The 14064-nt window shown below is 68.7% G+C and carries 13 protein-coding genes; 5 read left to right on the top strand and 8 right to left on the bottom strand.

Annotation, left to right across the window (positions count from 1 at the left end):
- The first annotated feature begins 57 nt into the window (after nt 1-57).
- The 3 genes from HDA44_RS13455 (at nt 58) to hisD (ending at nt 3680) form a co-directional block, all read left to right on the top strand.
- Nucleotides 58-849, top strand: a complete 792-nt coding sequence (locus HDA44_RS13455; RefSeq protein ID WP_184834305.1) for an IclR family transcriptional regulator — start codon at nt 58-60, stop codon at nt 847-849.
- 164 nt (nt 850-1013) lie between these two features.
- Nucleotides 1014-2411, top strand: coding sequence for a hypothetical protein (locus tag HDA44_RS13450; protein WP_184834303.1), 1398 nt, complete (start codon nt 1014-1016; stop codon nt 2409-2411).
- A 6-nt stretch (nt 2412-2417) separates the two neighbouring features.
- Entirely contained in the window at nt 2418-3680 is a 1263-nt protein-coding gene (gene hisD, locus HDA44_RS13445; RefSeq protein WP_184834301.1) for a histidinol dehydrogenase, read from the top strand.
- Nucleotides 3681-3843: 163 nt separating this feature from the next.
- Here the strand turns inward: hisD and HDA44_RS13440 are convergent, their stop codons facing one another.
- From HDA44_RS13440 to aceE, 8 genes are all read right to left on the bottom strand, one after another.
- On the bottom strand, nt 3844-4827 hold the full coding sequence (locus tag HDA44_RS13440) for a dihydrodipicolinate synthase family protein (RefSeq protein ID WP_337905944.1): 984 nt from the start codon (nt 4825-4827) through the stop codon (nt 3844-3846).
- Nucleotides 4824-5561 (bottom strand): amidohydrolase family protein, encoded by a 738-nt coding sequence (locus HDA44_RS13435; RefSeq protein WP_184834299.1) that lies wholly within the window; start codon nt 5559-5561, stop codon nt 4824-4826. The genes HDA44_RS13440 and HDA44_RS13435 overlap by 4 nt, the downstream gene beginning before the upstream one ends.
- Nucleotides 5558-6433 carry an amidohydrolase family protein gene (locus HDA44_RS13430; RefSeq protein ID WP_184834297.1) on the bottom strand — a complete coding sequence of 292 codons (876 nt, stop codon included), beginning with the start codon at nt 6431-6433 and terminating at the stop codon, nt 5558-5560. Before HDA44_RS13430 ends, HDA44_RS13435 begins: the two co-directional genes overlap by 4 nt.
- Complete coding sequence (locus HDA44_RS13425; protein ID WP_184834295.1) at nt 6430-7530, bottom strand: enolase C-terminal domain-like protein; 1101 nt, start codon at nt 7528-7530, stop codon at nt 6430-6432. The genes HDA44_RS13430 and HDA44_RS13425 overlap by 4 nt, the downstream gene beginning before the upstream one ends.
- Nucleotides 7527-8285, bottom strand: a complete 759-nt coding sequence (locus HDA44_RS13420) for an amidohydrolase family protein (protein ID WP_184834294.1) — start codon at nt 8283-8285, stop codon at nt 7527-7529. The genes HDA44_RS13425 and HDA44_RS13420 overlap by 4 nt, the downstream gene beginning before the upstream one ends.
- Nucleotides 8282-9016 carry a creatininase family protein gene (locus HDA44_RS13415; protein ID WP_184834293.1) on the bottom strand — a complete coding sequence of 245 codons (735 nt, stop codon included), beginning with the start codon at nt 9014-9016 and terminating at the stop codon, nt 8282-8284. The genes HDA44_RS13420 and HDA44_RS13415 overlap by 4 nt, the downstream gene beginning before the upstream one ends.
- Nucleotides 9013-9972 (bottom strand): Gfo/Idh/MocA family protein, encoded by a 960-nt coding sequence (locus HDA44_RS13410; protein ID WP_184834292.1) that lies wholly within the window; start codon nt 9970-9972, stop codon nt 9013-9015. The genes HDA44_RS13415 and HDA44_RS13410 overlap by 4 nt, the downstream gene beginning before the upstream one ends.
- Nucleotides 9973-10121: 149 nt before the next feature.
- Nucleotides 10122-12848: a pyruvate dehydrogenase (acetyl-transferring), homodimeric type gene (gene aceE / locus HDA44_RS13405; RefSeq protein WP_202888184.1), complete on the bottom strand. Its 2727-nt coding sequence runs from the start codon at nt 12846-12848 to the stop codon at nt 10122-10124.
- A gap of 309 nt (nt 12849-13157) precedes the next feature.
- Between aceE and HDA44_RS13400 the strand changes: the two genes are divergently transcribed.
- Entirely contained in the window at nt 13158-13601 is a 444-nt protein-coding gene (locus HDA44_RS13400; RefSeq protein ID WP_184834291.1) for a DUF3052 domain-containing protein, read from the top strand.
- Nucleotides 13598-14056 (top strand): redoxin domain-containing protein, encoded by a 459-nt coding sequence (locus tag HDA44_RS13395; protein ID WP_184834290.1) that lies wholly within the window; start codon nt 13598-13600, stop codon nt 14054-14056. Before HDA44_RS13400 ends, HDA44_RS13395 begins: the two co-directional genes overlap by 4 nt.
- Nucleotides 14057-14064 lie beyond the last annotated feature (8 nt).

The following is a 14064-nucleotide window of genomic DNA, read 5'->3' as shown; positions in this document are numbered from 1 at the left end:
ATCCTGTATATACGCCGATTCGAAGACAGCTTCCGGTCCGGGCGCTACACTCCGAGCATGGTGAGTGAGACAGCGGGGGACCGATCGCCGTCACCGGCGGTCGCCCGGGCGCTGACCGTCCTGGAGACGCTGGTCGAGTCCGACGAGGAGCTCACGCTGACCGCGCTGGCCAAGAAGGCGAACATCCCGCTGGCCACCTGCGCGTCGATCGTCTACACCCTCGAACAGCGGGACTACGCGACCCGCCGGGTGGTCGGCCGGAGCCACTTCTGGCGGCCGACCCTGCGGCTGTACGGGCTGGCCACGCAACTGATCCGCAAGGTCGACCTGTCCTCGGTCGCCTCCCGGGAGATGCGCGATCTGGCCGACCAGCTCGGCATGCCGGTGCACATCGGTGTCCTGACCGGTTCCTCGGTCGTGTACGTGGCGAAGGCGGCGATGCCCGGCTTCATCCAGTTCGACACGTTCCCGGGCAAGGTCTCGCACTTCAACCTGACCGCGCTCGGCCGGGCGATCGCCGCGTACCTGCCCGAGGAGGAGCTGACGCCGCTGCTCGGCAAGCTGGAGCGCGGGTACGGCCCGAAGGGCAAGCCGGTCGACGAGGAGAGCTTCCGGGCCGAGCTGGCCCGGGTGGCCAAACAGGGTTTCGCGGTCGAGGACCAGGAGGAGCAGGCCGACATCGCCTGCCTCGCGGCGCCGTTCTTCGCGGCCGGTGGACATGTCACCGGCGCGGTCGGGGTCACCTCGTTCGCCCGCGACCTGACCCGGGACAAGCGCAAGCAGGCGCAGACCGGCCTGGTCGAGCTGGCCGGCGTCATCTCCGCGCGGCTCGGCGCGACCGACCTCTGACCCTCGCGGCACCCCTCGCCAGACCGCTCACCGAACGCTCGCCACGCCGCCCGCCGGAACCCGAAGCCGGCTGAGGCTTGCCGCGACCCGGCGACGGACTTAGGCTTTTCTGAGATGGCGGAATTGTTTTCGAAATCTCGAAAATACCCTGAGGAGTGGTTCGGATGACCACGCACGGTCCGTATCCCCAGCCCACCGGCGGTATCAAAGCCACTCTCACCGGTGGCAACACGGTCGGCGCGACGCTTCGCGAGCGCGAGCCGCGCGCGGACGGCTACCGGCACCTGGACACGCCGGCATTGATCCGCCGGCTGCTCGACCTGAACGCGAACACCTACCTGTACTGCATCTGGGACTGCGCAGGAGACTACGACGACCTGGTGGACGAGTTCATGCCGGCCGCCGCGGCCGCCGGCATCGACGTGATCCCGTACATCGTGCCGCCGACCGAAACCTCCGACTACGGCCGCGCGTCCCGCCCGTACCGGCTGGACTACGTCGCCTGGGCGAAGGCGTTCGCGGAGCTCGCGGTGAAGTACCCGAACTTCAAGGCCTGGGCGATCGACGACTTCGAGGTCGGCAACAACGCGTCCTTGTTCACGCCCGAGTACATGCGCGAGTTCCTGGCCGCGGCTGCCGCGATCAGCCCGGAGCTGCGGTTCTACACCTGCGCGTACTTCGGGATGGCGACCAACGCCGAGTTCCTGGACAAGTACGGCGAGTTCGTGGACGGGATCATCTACCCGTTCCTGGACGGCCCGTACGAGAACACCACGATCGCCGGCTCGCTGGCCCGGTCGATGGACGAGATCCTGGCGCTGACCGATCCGCGCGGGCTGGAACTGATCCCGCTGATCTACACCGGCCGGTTCCTGGACGCGCCGCTGCACGCGACCCCTGAGTACTGCACCGCGACGCTGACGACGACCGCCGAGTACGTTGCCGCGGGCAAGATCCCCGGCGTGGTCTCGTACGGGACGCAGCTCGACGACGGCCCGGCGCCGACGGTCGAGAACAAGGCGATGTACGGCAACGGCCGGCTGGCGCTGGTCAACTCGCGCGCCCGCGCCGCGGCCGGATCGACCGCGTCGGCCACCCAGCGCGTACCCGTCGATCCGCGCCTGTCCCGCTACGAGGTGTCGTTCTGGTACCACCGCTGGTTCCTCGCGAACGGCATCGAGCCCGGCCGGTACCAGCTGGAGATGCTGATCGACGACACGGTCGTCTGGACCATGGATCTGTACGAGCAGCGCTGGCCGGTGTGGACCAACGGTGACGGCATGGAAGGCCCGGTCGACGTCACCAAGTACGTTGCCGGGCGCAACGAAGTCGAGCTGACCTTCCGGCTGCACGTACTGCAGGAGACTGCCGGGCAGATGATCGACGTCGGGGTGGACCATGTCGAGTCGATCGGGCTCGGGGTCCGCAACGGCGGATTCGAGGAGAACAGCGACTGGATTCTGCGCGGAAGTGGTCCAGTGTTCGCGGTCTACGACCACTACCTGCGGGACCGTTCGGCGCGTATCTTCGCGGCGATCTCGCGGGTCTACGCAGGAAGGTGAGCGGTGATGGCTGAACATCTCAAGACCGGATGGCCGCAACGCGTCGAGCGGCAGCAGGACGTGATCGACACCGTCAGCCGGATTCTGTCCGAGGTCGAGCACGAGGGTGGTCCGGCGATCCGTCGCTGGTCCGCCCAGCTGGACCGCTGGGAACCGGAGTCGTTCGTCGTCTCGGCCGATCGGATCAAGGCCGCCGCCGAGACGGTCGACGAGGAGCTGGCCGGGCAGCTGGAGTTCGCCCGGTCGCAGGTGGAGCAGTTCGCGCGGGCGCAGCGGGCCACCCTGACCGACCTGGAAGTCGAAACGATGCCGGGCGTGGTCCTCGGCCACCGGCATCTTCCGGTGTCGAAGGTCGGTTCGTACTCGCCGGGTGGGCGTTATCCGCTGATCGCGTCGTCGATCATGACCGTGACGGTGCCGAAGGTCGCGGGCGTGGACACCGTCGTCGCGGTCGCCCCGCCGCGTGACGCTCAGGGCATCTACGGTCCCCAGCTGTACACGATGGACCTGGCCGGCGCGGACGTGATTCTCTGCCTTGGTGGCGTCCAGGCGTTCGCGGCGCTTGCCTTCGGCATCGAAGACGTACCGCCGGTCGACCTGGTCGTCGGCGCCGGCAACGCGTACGTGGCGGAGGCGAAGCGGCAGCTGTTCGGGACGGTCGGGATCGACCTGCTCGCGGGTCCGACCGAGGTCGCGGTGATCGCGGACGAGTCGGCCGACGCGCGCCTGGTCGCGGCCGATCTGCTCGGTCAGGCCGAGCACGGCCCGAACAGTCCGGCGCTTCTCGTCACCACGTCCCGCGAGTTCGGTACGGCGGTGATCGCCGAGGTCGATCGCTGGCTGGACGGGGACTGGCCGACCAAGGAGGTGGCCGGCGCCGCTTGGCGGGAGCACGGGACCGTCGTGGTGTGCGAGTCACGCGAAGAGGCCGTACAGGTGTCCGACGCGTATGCGGCCGAGCACCTCGAAGTACAGACCACGGACGACGACTGGTACGCGGCGAACCTGCGGAACTACGGTTCGCTCTTCATCGGCCCGGAGGCCACCGTCGCGTTCTCCGACAAGTCGATCGGTACGAACCACGTACTGCCGACCGCGCGCGCCGCTCGGTACACGGGTGGTCTGTGGGTAGGCAAGTTCCTGAAGACGGTCACGTACCAACGCCTGACCGCCGACGGCGCCCGCACCATCGCACCGTCGACCGCCGCCATCGCCGACGCCGAGCTGATGCACGGCCACGCCCTGACCGCCCGCCTCCGCAACCCCTGACCCCACCCCCCCGAACGCCGGCCCCCGGGCGCCCACCCGGGGCCGCCCACCCCGGGCGCCCACCCTGAACGCCATTTGAGTGGTTAACCACGCAGGTTGCCCCTTCACCCATCGCAGGCGGGAGGTGAAGGGGCAACCGCTGAGGTTAACCACTCAAATGGTTTCAGCCCAGGTGGGGGAGGAAGTCGGCGAACTCGGCGAGGAGGCGGTCGACCATGCGGACCTCTTCGGCGTCCAGGCGGTGCGCGGGTTCGCGGCAGTACGGGCTGGCGAACAGGCCGCGGCGGACCGAGATCAGCTTCTCGGCGGCGATGATCCGCTCGGTGTCGAGCATCCAGTACGAGATGTACGGGAGCAGGCGGCGGTGCAGGTCGACGCCCGCCTCGCCGTCGCCGGTGGTGAGGCGCTGCCAGATCTCGACGTACACCTCGGTCAGCGAACACCCTGGTTGCGTACCGACCGCGCCCCGGCGGACCGCGTCCGGGAGCTGCACCCCCGCGTACCCCTCAACTGCCGCGAGGGCCGGCGTGCCTTGAGCGAGCTCGGCGATGAGTGGGCCGGGCGGGCTCGACTCGACCTTGACCAGGCGCAGGTTCGGGTGGTCGGTGGCGATCAGCCGGAGCAGATCGGCGTCCAGGCTGGTGCCGGTCTCGGTCGGCGCGTACTGCAGCACCATCGGGACCGGGTCGATCGCGGTCAGTACGGCGCGGACGTGCTGCTCCAGCGAGCCGCGGGACGGGGACAGGAAGTGCGGCGGCAGCAGGTTGATCAGGTCGGCGCCGGCCTCGACCGACTCGCGCGCCCGGCGGGCGGCCAGCTGGGTCGCGTGGTCCTGGACGGCGACCACGGCGGCGACGTCCGGGCGATCGCGGGTGTGCGACAACAGGATCTCGGTCAGCCGGCGGCGCTCGTCCTCGGACAACTTGTGGAACTCGGACGCGAAGCCGGGGAACATCGCACTCGTCACCCCCGTGCCCAGCACGTACCGCACGACCCGGTCGAAGCCGTGGTAGTCGACGTCGCCGTCGGCGGTGAACGGAACCTCCAGGACCGGGGACACGCCGCGTACCAGCAGCGACGCGTCCGTGGGCCGTTCGGCCCCGAGCTCGGTGGTGGTGACCATTTCTGCCTCCCGTTGTGTGGTCACGATCGCCCCAGTAACCGGGCGAGGTTGCCGCCGAACACCGCGGCCTTCTGCTCCGGATCGACCGGCCAGTCCCGGATCCGGTCCACCTCGGCGAGTGGCACCGTGTACGGCGAATCGGTCGAGAACACCAGCCGATCGGCCCCGATCCCGGGCTCGGCGAGGAATCCGCTGAGCACGGTGTCCCAGGGCGCGTACGACGTGTCGCCGTACAGGTTGGGCGCGTGCAGCAGCGCCGGCACCGCGTCGATCCAGAAGTCGGTGGCGCCGCTCTTGCCCATCAGCACCGGAAGCTCGGGCCGGCGGCGGGCCAGGCTGGCGAGCGGCAGCGGTACGGCGTTGGCGGGCGTACCGGTGCGGACGTAGACGAACCAGCCGGCCGTCGCGGCGAAGTCGAGCAGCGGGTCCAGCAGGCCGTCGAGCAGGTCGAAGCCCTGCAGCACCGAGTCGACCGCGAGCGCGACCGCGCCGGCGTCGCGGGCCCGGTCCAGTTCGTCCAGGGCGGCCCGGCCGCGCCACGGGTTGGCGACCGCGTACGCGAACAGGCGGCCGCCGGAATCCGCGGCGGCGTTGGTGGTGTCCTCGTTGCCCTCGCGGTTGTCGTAGGCGATGCAGCGTTCGGACGGCGCGATCAGCGCCTGATCGATGCCGAGGGCATCCATCGTGGCGAGCAGCTCGGCCGGCTTCAGGCTGACCTCGCGGCCGTCGCCGATCCGGACATGGGCGTCGATGATCATGCGGGCACCTCCAGCCCGAGCGCGCCCAGAGCGTCCGCGTGCACGATGCCGTCGATGACCTCGTCCGGTACGCGCGGCAGCTTGGTGCCTTCGAGCATGTCGTTGACGGTGTACAAACCGGCGATCGCCTCGCCGGTGGTGGCGATCGGGAAGTCCGACCCGAGCAGCAGCTTGCCGGTCGCGCCCCACTCGACCGCGTTGATCAGGGACTGGTAGAGCACCCACGGGCGCAGGTAGATCGACGACACGTCCGCGTACACGTGGGGGTGCTTGCGGATCGTCACCACGGTTTCCCGGCTCCACGGGTGGCCCATGTGCGCCATCACGATCCGGAGCTCCGGGTACCGCAGGGCGATCTCGTCGGTGACCAGGGGATAGGTGTACTGAAGGGGCGCGTGCCGCATCGGGGACGCGCCGGAGTGGAACAGGATCGGCAGGCCGTGCCGCTGGCAGTAGTCGTAGAAGGCGAAGGCCGGCTCGCTGAGCGGATCGAAGTTCTGGTAGTTCGGGCCGAGCTTGATGCCGACCAGGCCGAGCTCGCGGCAGCGGTCCGCTTCTTCCAGCGCGCCGGGCAGGGTCGGGTTCACCGACATGAAGCCGATCCGCTTCGCCGGGTTGTCCTGGACGAACTCCGCGGTGGCGTCGTTGGTGCGCTCCGGCAGGTAGGGGAGTCCGGTCAGCTCAAGTGGATTGTCGACAAAAATATTGAAGACAATCGTCACGTCGGCGGCTTCCATCGCGGTGTCGTAGTCGGCCCACGAGTTGGTGGTGACCACCGGGCGGTCGTTGCGCCAGTTGTCGTACACCTGGCGCTCGGCCGCCGGAACCGCGTCCCGGTGGGTCGGGGTGTGCGCATGAACGTCGACAATCATCGGAACTCCCGCAACAAGTCGTCTCGCAAGGTCACGCCCAGGCCGGGCTCGTCGGTCAGCCGGACCCGCCGCCCGTCACTGTCGAGCGGTTTCGCCAGCACGTCCTCGGTGTAGTAGTGCGCGCCGATGATGTCGCTCGGGTACGCCGACAACGCCGGCAGTGCGGCCGCCACGTGCAACTGGGCGGCGGCGCCGAGGCCCAGCTCGCCGTTCGATCCGATCAGGACGTCGACGCCGTGCGCCGCGGCGAGTTGTCCCATCCGGACCGCACGTCCGGGTCCGGCGCTCTTCCCGACGTACAGGCTGACCATGTCGGCCGCGCGTGCTTCGATCACGGTCAGGAGATCGTGGACGTCGAACACCGATTCGTCCGCGATCACGGGCAGTCCCTGCTGGCGTACCTCGTACGCGCCTCGTACGTCACGTGGTTCGAGCGGTTGCTCCAGGAAGGCGACACCGAGCGCCTTCAGTTCGGGAACCGCGCGCAGGGCGTCGGCTCGGGACCAGCCACCGTTCGCGTCGGTGCCGAGGAAGGCGTCACCGGCCAGTTCGCGTGCTCGGCGGACGCGCTGGAGGTCGCCTTCGAGACCCAGCCCGACCTTCACCTTGAACGCGCCGAACCCGGCGGCGGTGGCGGCGTTGTACGCGCGTTCGAGCTCATCCGGGTCGCCGGAGAGCGAGAGCTTGATCGGGATCTCCCGGCGGTACGGCCCGCCGAGTGCCACCGCGAGCGGAACGTCCAGGGTGCGGGCGAACGCGTCCCACAAGGCGATCGAGACGCCCGCCTTCGTGAACGGATTACCCTGCAGCACCTTGTCCATCAGGTCATCCGCCGCACCGACCGGGGTGAGCGGCGCGCCGATCAGCGCGGGCGCGAGCACTGTCCGGATGAAGTGCTCGGCGGACGTACCGTCCTCGCCGGACCAGATCGGGGTCGCGCTGACCTCGCCGTACCCTTCGACGCCGTCGCTGGTGACGACGCGGACGAGCAGGAAGTCGGACCGGTCGTGCGGACCACGGGCACCACGGACCAGCAGTTCCGGGGCGGCGCGCAGGCTGACCCGCGCGGTCTGGATCGCCGCGATGGTGGCCGTCACGCGGGCTCCAGCAGGCGTTGTGGATTGTCGACAAGCATCGCGTGCCGCTGCGCGTCGGTGATCCCCCAGCCGTCGATCTCCTTGACCCGCGCGACCGCGTAGTCCTGGCTGGCCTTGTCGGACAGCCCGGCGTCGGTCCCGAAGATCACCTTGTGCGGCGGAGCTTCCTGCAAGATGTGGCGGGCGGCGTACGGCGGCGTACCGCAGATGCACAGGTACAGGTTCTCCGTCTCCTGCGTCATCACCAGTGCCTCACGCCACAGGTCGTGCAGTCCGCCATGACCGAGTACGACGCGCAGTTTCGGGTGCCGGCGGGCCAGCGCGGCGATCTGCCCGGCAGTTGAGTACGGCGGTGTGCCGTCGTGGCTGAGCAGGACGCCGCCGACCGAGGTGATCACCTCGCAGATCGGGTCCAGCGACCGCTCGTGCATGCTGAAGCCCTGCAACCACGGGTGCAGTTTCAGGCCGCGCAACCCGAGCTCGCCGACCATCCGCTCGGCTTCGGCGACGGCCGTCTTGCGGCGGACGGCAACGGTGCCGAAGCCGATCATCCGGTCCGGGTACGCGCGAACGAACTCGGACAGCCGGTCGTTCGATTCCGGGGTCGGGTCGAACAGCCCGTCGTGACTGAGCACGACCGCGCGCTCGATCCCGGCCGAGTCCATGAACCCGACGAACTCGTCCGCGCCGAACGGCGTACCGCCCAGCCAGGTTGCGGTCTCCCACGCCGGGGTGTGGGTATGGAAGTCGATCACAAAACCTCCGCGAGCTCGAGAAGGCGGTCGCCGAGTGCGGCCGCCAGCTGGTCGAACCATTTCCGCCCGATCGCCGGGTCGGCCAGCTCGGGCCGGTCCGTGTACCCGTCGATTCGCTGCCAGCTCTCCGCCGTATGCAGCGCCACGTCATCAACCGCCGCTCCCACTGGCGGATCCGGCCGTTCCTTGCGCTCAGCAACAAACCCGGCATCCAGCCCCAGCATCAACGCAGTCTCGAACTGCCCCGCATGCCCAGGAACGGGGACATCGGAAGATCCAGCAGAACGCAGACTCCAGTAATCGACGTGGGCGGCGTTCAGGTTGTAGCGGGCTGACGCGGTAGCGGCTGCCGCGTGACAGACGCCTGTGTTTCCGCCGTGCCCATTGACGAGCAGCAATCGCCGAGCGCCATCAGCTTGCAGGGACCGAGCCACATCGAGCAGCACTGCCAGCAGGGTCTCCGGAGACAGCGAAAGCGTCCCCCCGAACGGCAAATGATGATCCGAAGCACCGAACGGCAGCACCGGCGCCACCACCAGCGGCCGCGCCGCCCGCTCGTGTACCAACGAGGCAGCCCGCAGCGAAACCGCCTCGGCCAGAATCCAGTCCGTACCGGTCGCCAAATGCGGACCGTGCTGCTCGGTCGCCCCCAACGGCAGCACAACAATTGCCTCAGGCAACAGCTCGCCCAGCTCCGAACGATTACCGTGCTGCCATCTCACCAAGGTCACAAGGCCCTCCCGGCAACGAGTTGGGCGGTACGCAGCGCCGCGATCCCATCATCGAGCGAAGGCACGCCGGCCTTGCACGCACCGTCGTACAGGTCGACAAAGCGTTGCACCTGCAGGTCGAAACATCGAGTCATCCGATCCCCCGGGAAGCGAATCTCACGGTCCTCGGCAGCCGTACGCAGCCGGAGCTCGAACGTGAACCCGTCCAGCGTCGCCAACCCACGATCACCGAGAAACGTCAGCTCACACCGCGGCAGCGCGCTGGTCAACCAGCCGAACTCGACCAGCGCCTGATGCCCGCCCGGGTAACTGAGCCGCGCCCCGGTCAGATTGGCCGCCGGCAGCCCGGGCCGCGTCATCCGCGACCACGCATCGTCGACGCTCTCCGGCTGCCCGCCCAGCAGATGGCTCAGCCAGTCGAACAGATGCGCACCTTCGTGGACGACCGGCGTACCGTGCGCGAGCGTCGCGATGATCCGATCGGCGTGCTCGACGTCGGCCGGGTCGTACGGTTCGTCGTAGATATGCGCGCGGACGAGCACCGGCGTACCCAGCGTGCCGTCCGAGATCCAGGTCGCGAGCTGCTGCAAAGCCGGATCATGCCGGTACGTGAGCCCGACCTGGACCCGGCCGCGCTCCTCGGCGGACAACTGCCCGTACACCCCGGCCGCTTCGACCGACGTCGCGACCGGCTTCTCCGCGAGTACGAACAGCCCGGCGCGCGCGTACCGCACCACCAGCTCCGGCGTCACCCACGGCGGCGTCGCCAGCACCACCCCGTCCACCTCGCCCGGATCGACGTCCGCGCCGACCGGAATCCCCTGCGCGGCGGCGGCTTCGCGCCGCCCCGCGTCGGGGTCGACCAGCCGGACCAGCCGCACGGACGGATGCCGGCGCAGGGCGGGCAGATGTGCACCGAGACCTATGTCCCCGAGCCCCGCGAGCGCCACCCGCATTTTGCCGCTCCTTCAGAATACCGGAATTAGTTTCTGCTATCCGAAGCTTATGAGGTGTCCGGAGCTGCCGCAATGGGTGACCGGGTCGAGAACGCGGAAGGGGCCGCTCACCACAATGGTGAGCGGCCCCTTCCGGAGGCGTGCGAGGGTCAGGCCCCGGCGCCCTCCTGCTTCACGCCGGCGACCGCGGTCGGGTCGTCGATCCGGTACTTGCGGGCCGCCTCGGCGGCGACCTCCGGCTTCACGTCGCCACGCTTGGCCAGGATCTCCAGCGTCGCGACCACGATCGACTCGGCGTCGACCTGGAAGTGCCGCCGGGCCGCAGCCCGGGTGTCGGCCAGACCCCAGCCGTCGGTCCCGAGCGAGGTGTAGTCGTTCGGCACCCAGCGGGAGATCTGGTCCTGCACCGCGCGCATGAAGTCGCTGACCGCGACGACCGGGCCCTTGGTGTCCTTCAGCTGCTCCGTCACGAACGGGATCTGCTCCGGCTCGTCCGGGTGCAGCAGGTTGTGCTGCTCGGCCGCGATGGCATCCCGGCGCAGCTCGTTCCACGAGGTCACCGACCAGATGTCGGCCGCCACCGAGTACTCCTCGGCGAGGATCTGCTGGGCCTTCCGCACCCACGGCAGCGCGACACCGGAACCGAGCAGCTGCACCCGCGGCGCGTCCTCGCCGTCGGCGACCTGACCCTCTTCGAAGCGGTACATGCCCTTCAGCAGGGCCGCGACGTCGAGGTTCTCCGGCTCGGCCGGCTGCGCGACCGGCTCGTTGTACACGGTCAGGTAGTAGAAGACGTCCTCACCGAACGGCTTCTCCTGGTCCAGTCCGTAGCCGTACATCCGGCGCAGGCCGTCCTTGACGATGTACGGGATCTCGTACGCGAACGCGGGGTCGTAGTGCACCGCGGACGGGTTGGTCGAGGCAAGCAGCGGCGAGTGACCGTCCGCGTGCTGCAGGCCCTCACCGGTCAGCGTGGTCCGGCCGGCCGTCGCGCCGACCAGGAAGCCCCGGCCGAGCTGGTCGCCGAGCGCCCACATCCAGTCCCCGGTCCGCTGGAAGCCGAACATCGAGTAGAAGATGTAGAACGGGATCATCGGCTCGCCGTGGGTGGCGTACGCCGTGCTCGCCGCCAGCACCGAACCCATCGCGCCGGCCTCGGAGATGCCCTCGTGCAGCAGCTGGCCGGCCGTGGATTCCTTCCACGACAGCAGCAGGTTGCGGTCGACGGCCTCGTAGTTCTGCCCGTGCGGCGAGTAGATCTTCGCCGTCGGGAACATCGAGTCCATCCCGAAGGTGCGGTACTCGTCCGGGGCGATCGGGACGATCCGGTGCCCGATCTCCGGGTCCTTCATCAGGTCCCGGAACAGCCGGACCAGGGCCATCGTGCTGGCGATCGGCGCATGGCTGCCCTTGGACAGCGGCGCGTACACGTCGTCGCCCGGCAGCTTCAGCGTCTTCGGCGTGACCCGGCGCTGCGGCAGCGAACCTCCGAGCTGTTTGCGCCGCTCCATCATGTACTGGTACTCCGGCGAATCGGTGCCGGGGTGGAAGTACGGCGGGTTGTACGCGTCCTCGAGGTCCTTGTCCTCGATCGGCAGGTACAGCCGGTCCCGGAACGCCTTCAGGTCGTCCGAGGTCAGCTTCTTCATCTGGTGGGTCGCGTTCCGGCCCTCCAGTGCCTCGATCGTCCAGCCCTTGATCGTCTGGGCCAGGATCACGGTCGGCTGCCCGACGTGTTCGGTCGCGCTCTTGAACGCCGCGTACACCTTGCGGTAGTCGTGCCCACCGCGCGGCAGCCGGCGCAGGTCCTCGTCGGACAGGTTGCTGACCATCTGCTGCAGCCGCTGGTCGCCGCCGAAGAAGTTGTTCCGGATGTACTCACCGGACTCGACCGAGTAGGTCTGGAACTGACCGTCCGGCGTGGTGTTCATCTTGTTCACCAGCGCGCCGTCGTGGTCCTGGGCGAGCAGGTTGTCCCACTCCCGGCCCCAGATCACCTTGACCACGTTCCAGCCCGCGCCGCGGAAGAACGCCTCCAGCTCCTGGATCACCTTGCCGTTGCCACGGACCGGGCCGTCCAGCTGCTGGAGGTTGCAGTTGATCACGAAGGTGAGGTTGTCCAGCTCCTCGCGCGCGGCCAGGCCGATCGCGCCGAGCGACTCCGGCTCACCCATCTCGCCGTCACCGAGGAACGCCCAGACGTGCTGCTGGCTGGTGTCCTTGATACCGCGGTTGTGCAGGTACCGGTTGAAGCGCGCCTGGTAGATCGAGTTCAGCGCGGCCAGCCCCATCGAGACGGTCGGGAACTCCCAGAAGTCCGGCATCAGCCGCGGGTGCGGGTACGACGACAGGCCCTGGTGCGGGCCGCGGGAGACCTCCTGGCGGAAGCCGTCCAGCTGGTCCGTGCTCAGCCGGCCCTCGAGGAAGGCACGCGCGTACATCCCGGGCGAGGCGTGCCCCTGGATGAAGATCTGGTCACCGCCGCCCGGGTGGTCCTTGCCCCGGAAGAAGTGGTTGAACCCGACCTCGTACAGGCTGGCGGCCGACTGGTAGGTGGCGATGTGACCGCCGACCTCCAGGCCCTTGCGGTTGGCCTTGCTCACCATCACCGCGGCGTTCCAGCGGATGAAGGCCCGGATCCGGCGCTCGATGTGCTCGTCGCCGGGGAACCAGGGCTCGCGCTCCGGTGGGATCGAGTTGATGTAGTCGGTGCTCCGCAGCGCGGGCACACCGACCTGTCGCTCCCGGGCTCGCTCGATCAGCTTGAGCATCAGGTAGCGCGCCCGCGCCTTGCCCCGTTCGTCCAGGACGGCGTCGAGCGATTCGACCCATTCACGCGTCTCGTCGGGGTCGATGTCGGGGAGCTGGGTGGGCATCCCCTCGGTGATGATGGCTGGTGGTTCGTGTCCGGAAGCCACGGTGTCCTGCCGTTCTCTCTGGTTGCTCTTCACCGCAATCCTGTCACCTGTTCGGAATGCGTTCTACTTCGCCTTCCCTCTGGGCCCGATTACGGCCGGGTAGGTACTGATCCCAGCGGACACGCCCAGTACCCGGCACGCGCATACCGGACACGTCACGGAACCCTGGTGCATACTTGCGCGACGCGGTACGTCACGATGGACTATCGCTAGATGGATGGCTTTGACACCTAACCCCGGCCAAGCGGGGACCACGGAGGAGGACACGTGAGCGCGACCGCGGATCACGCGGACGGCAAGAGCGGAGTGCCGAACATCGCCGCCCGGCTCGGCCTGGAGGCCGGCTGGGTCGTGCAGGAGATCGGGTACGACGACGATTGCGACGACGACCTGCGGGCTGCGATCAGGGAGATCACCGGCGAGGATTTCGCCGGTGAAGACACCGACGAGGTCGTGGACGCAGTACTGCTCTGGTTCCGCGAGGACGACGGCGACCTGGTCGACGCGTTCTTCGACATCCTGACCGACCTGAAGGCCGGTGGCGTGGTCTGGCTGATGACCCCCAAGGTCGGCCGGGACGGGTACGTCGAGACCAGTGACATCACCGAGGCCGCGCCGGTGGCCGGTCTGGCCACCACCAGCACGCTGAGCGTGACCGACGACTGGTCAGCCACCAAGTTGGTGGTCCCGAAGTCCGGTCGCCGCGGGTGACACTCCCGGCTGCCGGCAGCCGGGCACCCGATTTCACCACCCGGAACCAGTACGGCGAACAGGTCCGGCTGAGCGATTTCGCCGGCCACCGGGACGTCGTACTGGTTTTCTATCCGTACGCCTTCAGCCAGGTGTGTACGAGTGAACTGGCCGCGCTCCGGGACCGGCCGGACCTGCTGAGCCGAGCCGAGTTCCTGGCGATCTCGTGCGATCCGATGTTCACGTTGCGGGCGTACGCGGACCGTGAGGACCTCGGCTTCAGCCTGCTCACGGACTTCTGGCCGCACGGCGCGATCGCCACTTCGTACGGCGTCTTCGAATCGGAGCGAGGCTGCGCCACCCGGGGCACTTTCGTGATCGACCGGGCCGGGCTGATCCGCTGGTCGGTGCACAACCAGCTGCCGGACGCCAGGAACCCCGACGACTACGCCGAGGCGCTGGCGAACCTGGCCTGAACTGCCGG

The sequence above is a fragment of the Kribbella solani genome (assembly GCF_014205295.1).
In the GTDB taxonomy this organism is placed as follows: domain Bacteria; phylum Actinomycetota; class Actinomycetes; order Propionibacteriales; family Kribbellaceae; genus Kribbella; species Kribbella solani.
The sequence above is the reverse complement of the archived record's forward strand: the minus strand, read 5'-3'. Positions and strand labels throughout refer to the sequence as shown.

Excerpts from the sequence above, each read along its gene's own strand:
- HDA44_RS13450 (WP_184834303.1), top strand. The coding sequence starts at position 1,014 with ATGACCACGCACGGTCCGTATCCCCAGCCCACCGGCGGTATCAAAGCC.
- HDA44_RS13435 (WP_184834299.1), bottom strand. The coding sequence starts at position 5,561 with ATGATCATCGACGCCCATGTCCGGATCGGCGACGGCCGCGAGGTCAGC.
- hisD (WP_184834301.1), top strand. The coding sequence starts at position 2,418 with ATGGCTGAACATCTCAAGACCGGATGGCCGCAACGCGTCGAGCGGCAG.
- HDA44_RS13430 (WP_184834297.1), bottom strand. The coding sequence starts at position 6,433 with ATGATTGTCGACGTTCATGCGCACACCCCGACCCACCGGGACGCGGTT.
- HDA44_RS13410 (WP_184834292.1), bottom strand. The coding sequence starts at position 9,972 with ATGCGGGTGGCGCTCGCGGGGCTCGGGGACATAGGTCTCGGTGCACAT.
- HDA44_RS13455 (WP_184834305.1), top strand. The coding sequence starts at position 58 with ATGGTGAGTGAGACAGCGGGGGACCGATCGCCGTCACCGGCGGTCGCC.
- aceE (WP_202888184.1), bottom strand. The coding sequence starts at position 12,848 with ATGCCCACCCAGCTCCCCGACATCGACCCCGACGAGACGCGTGAATGG.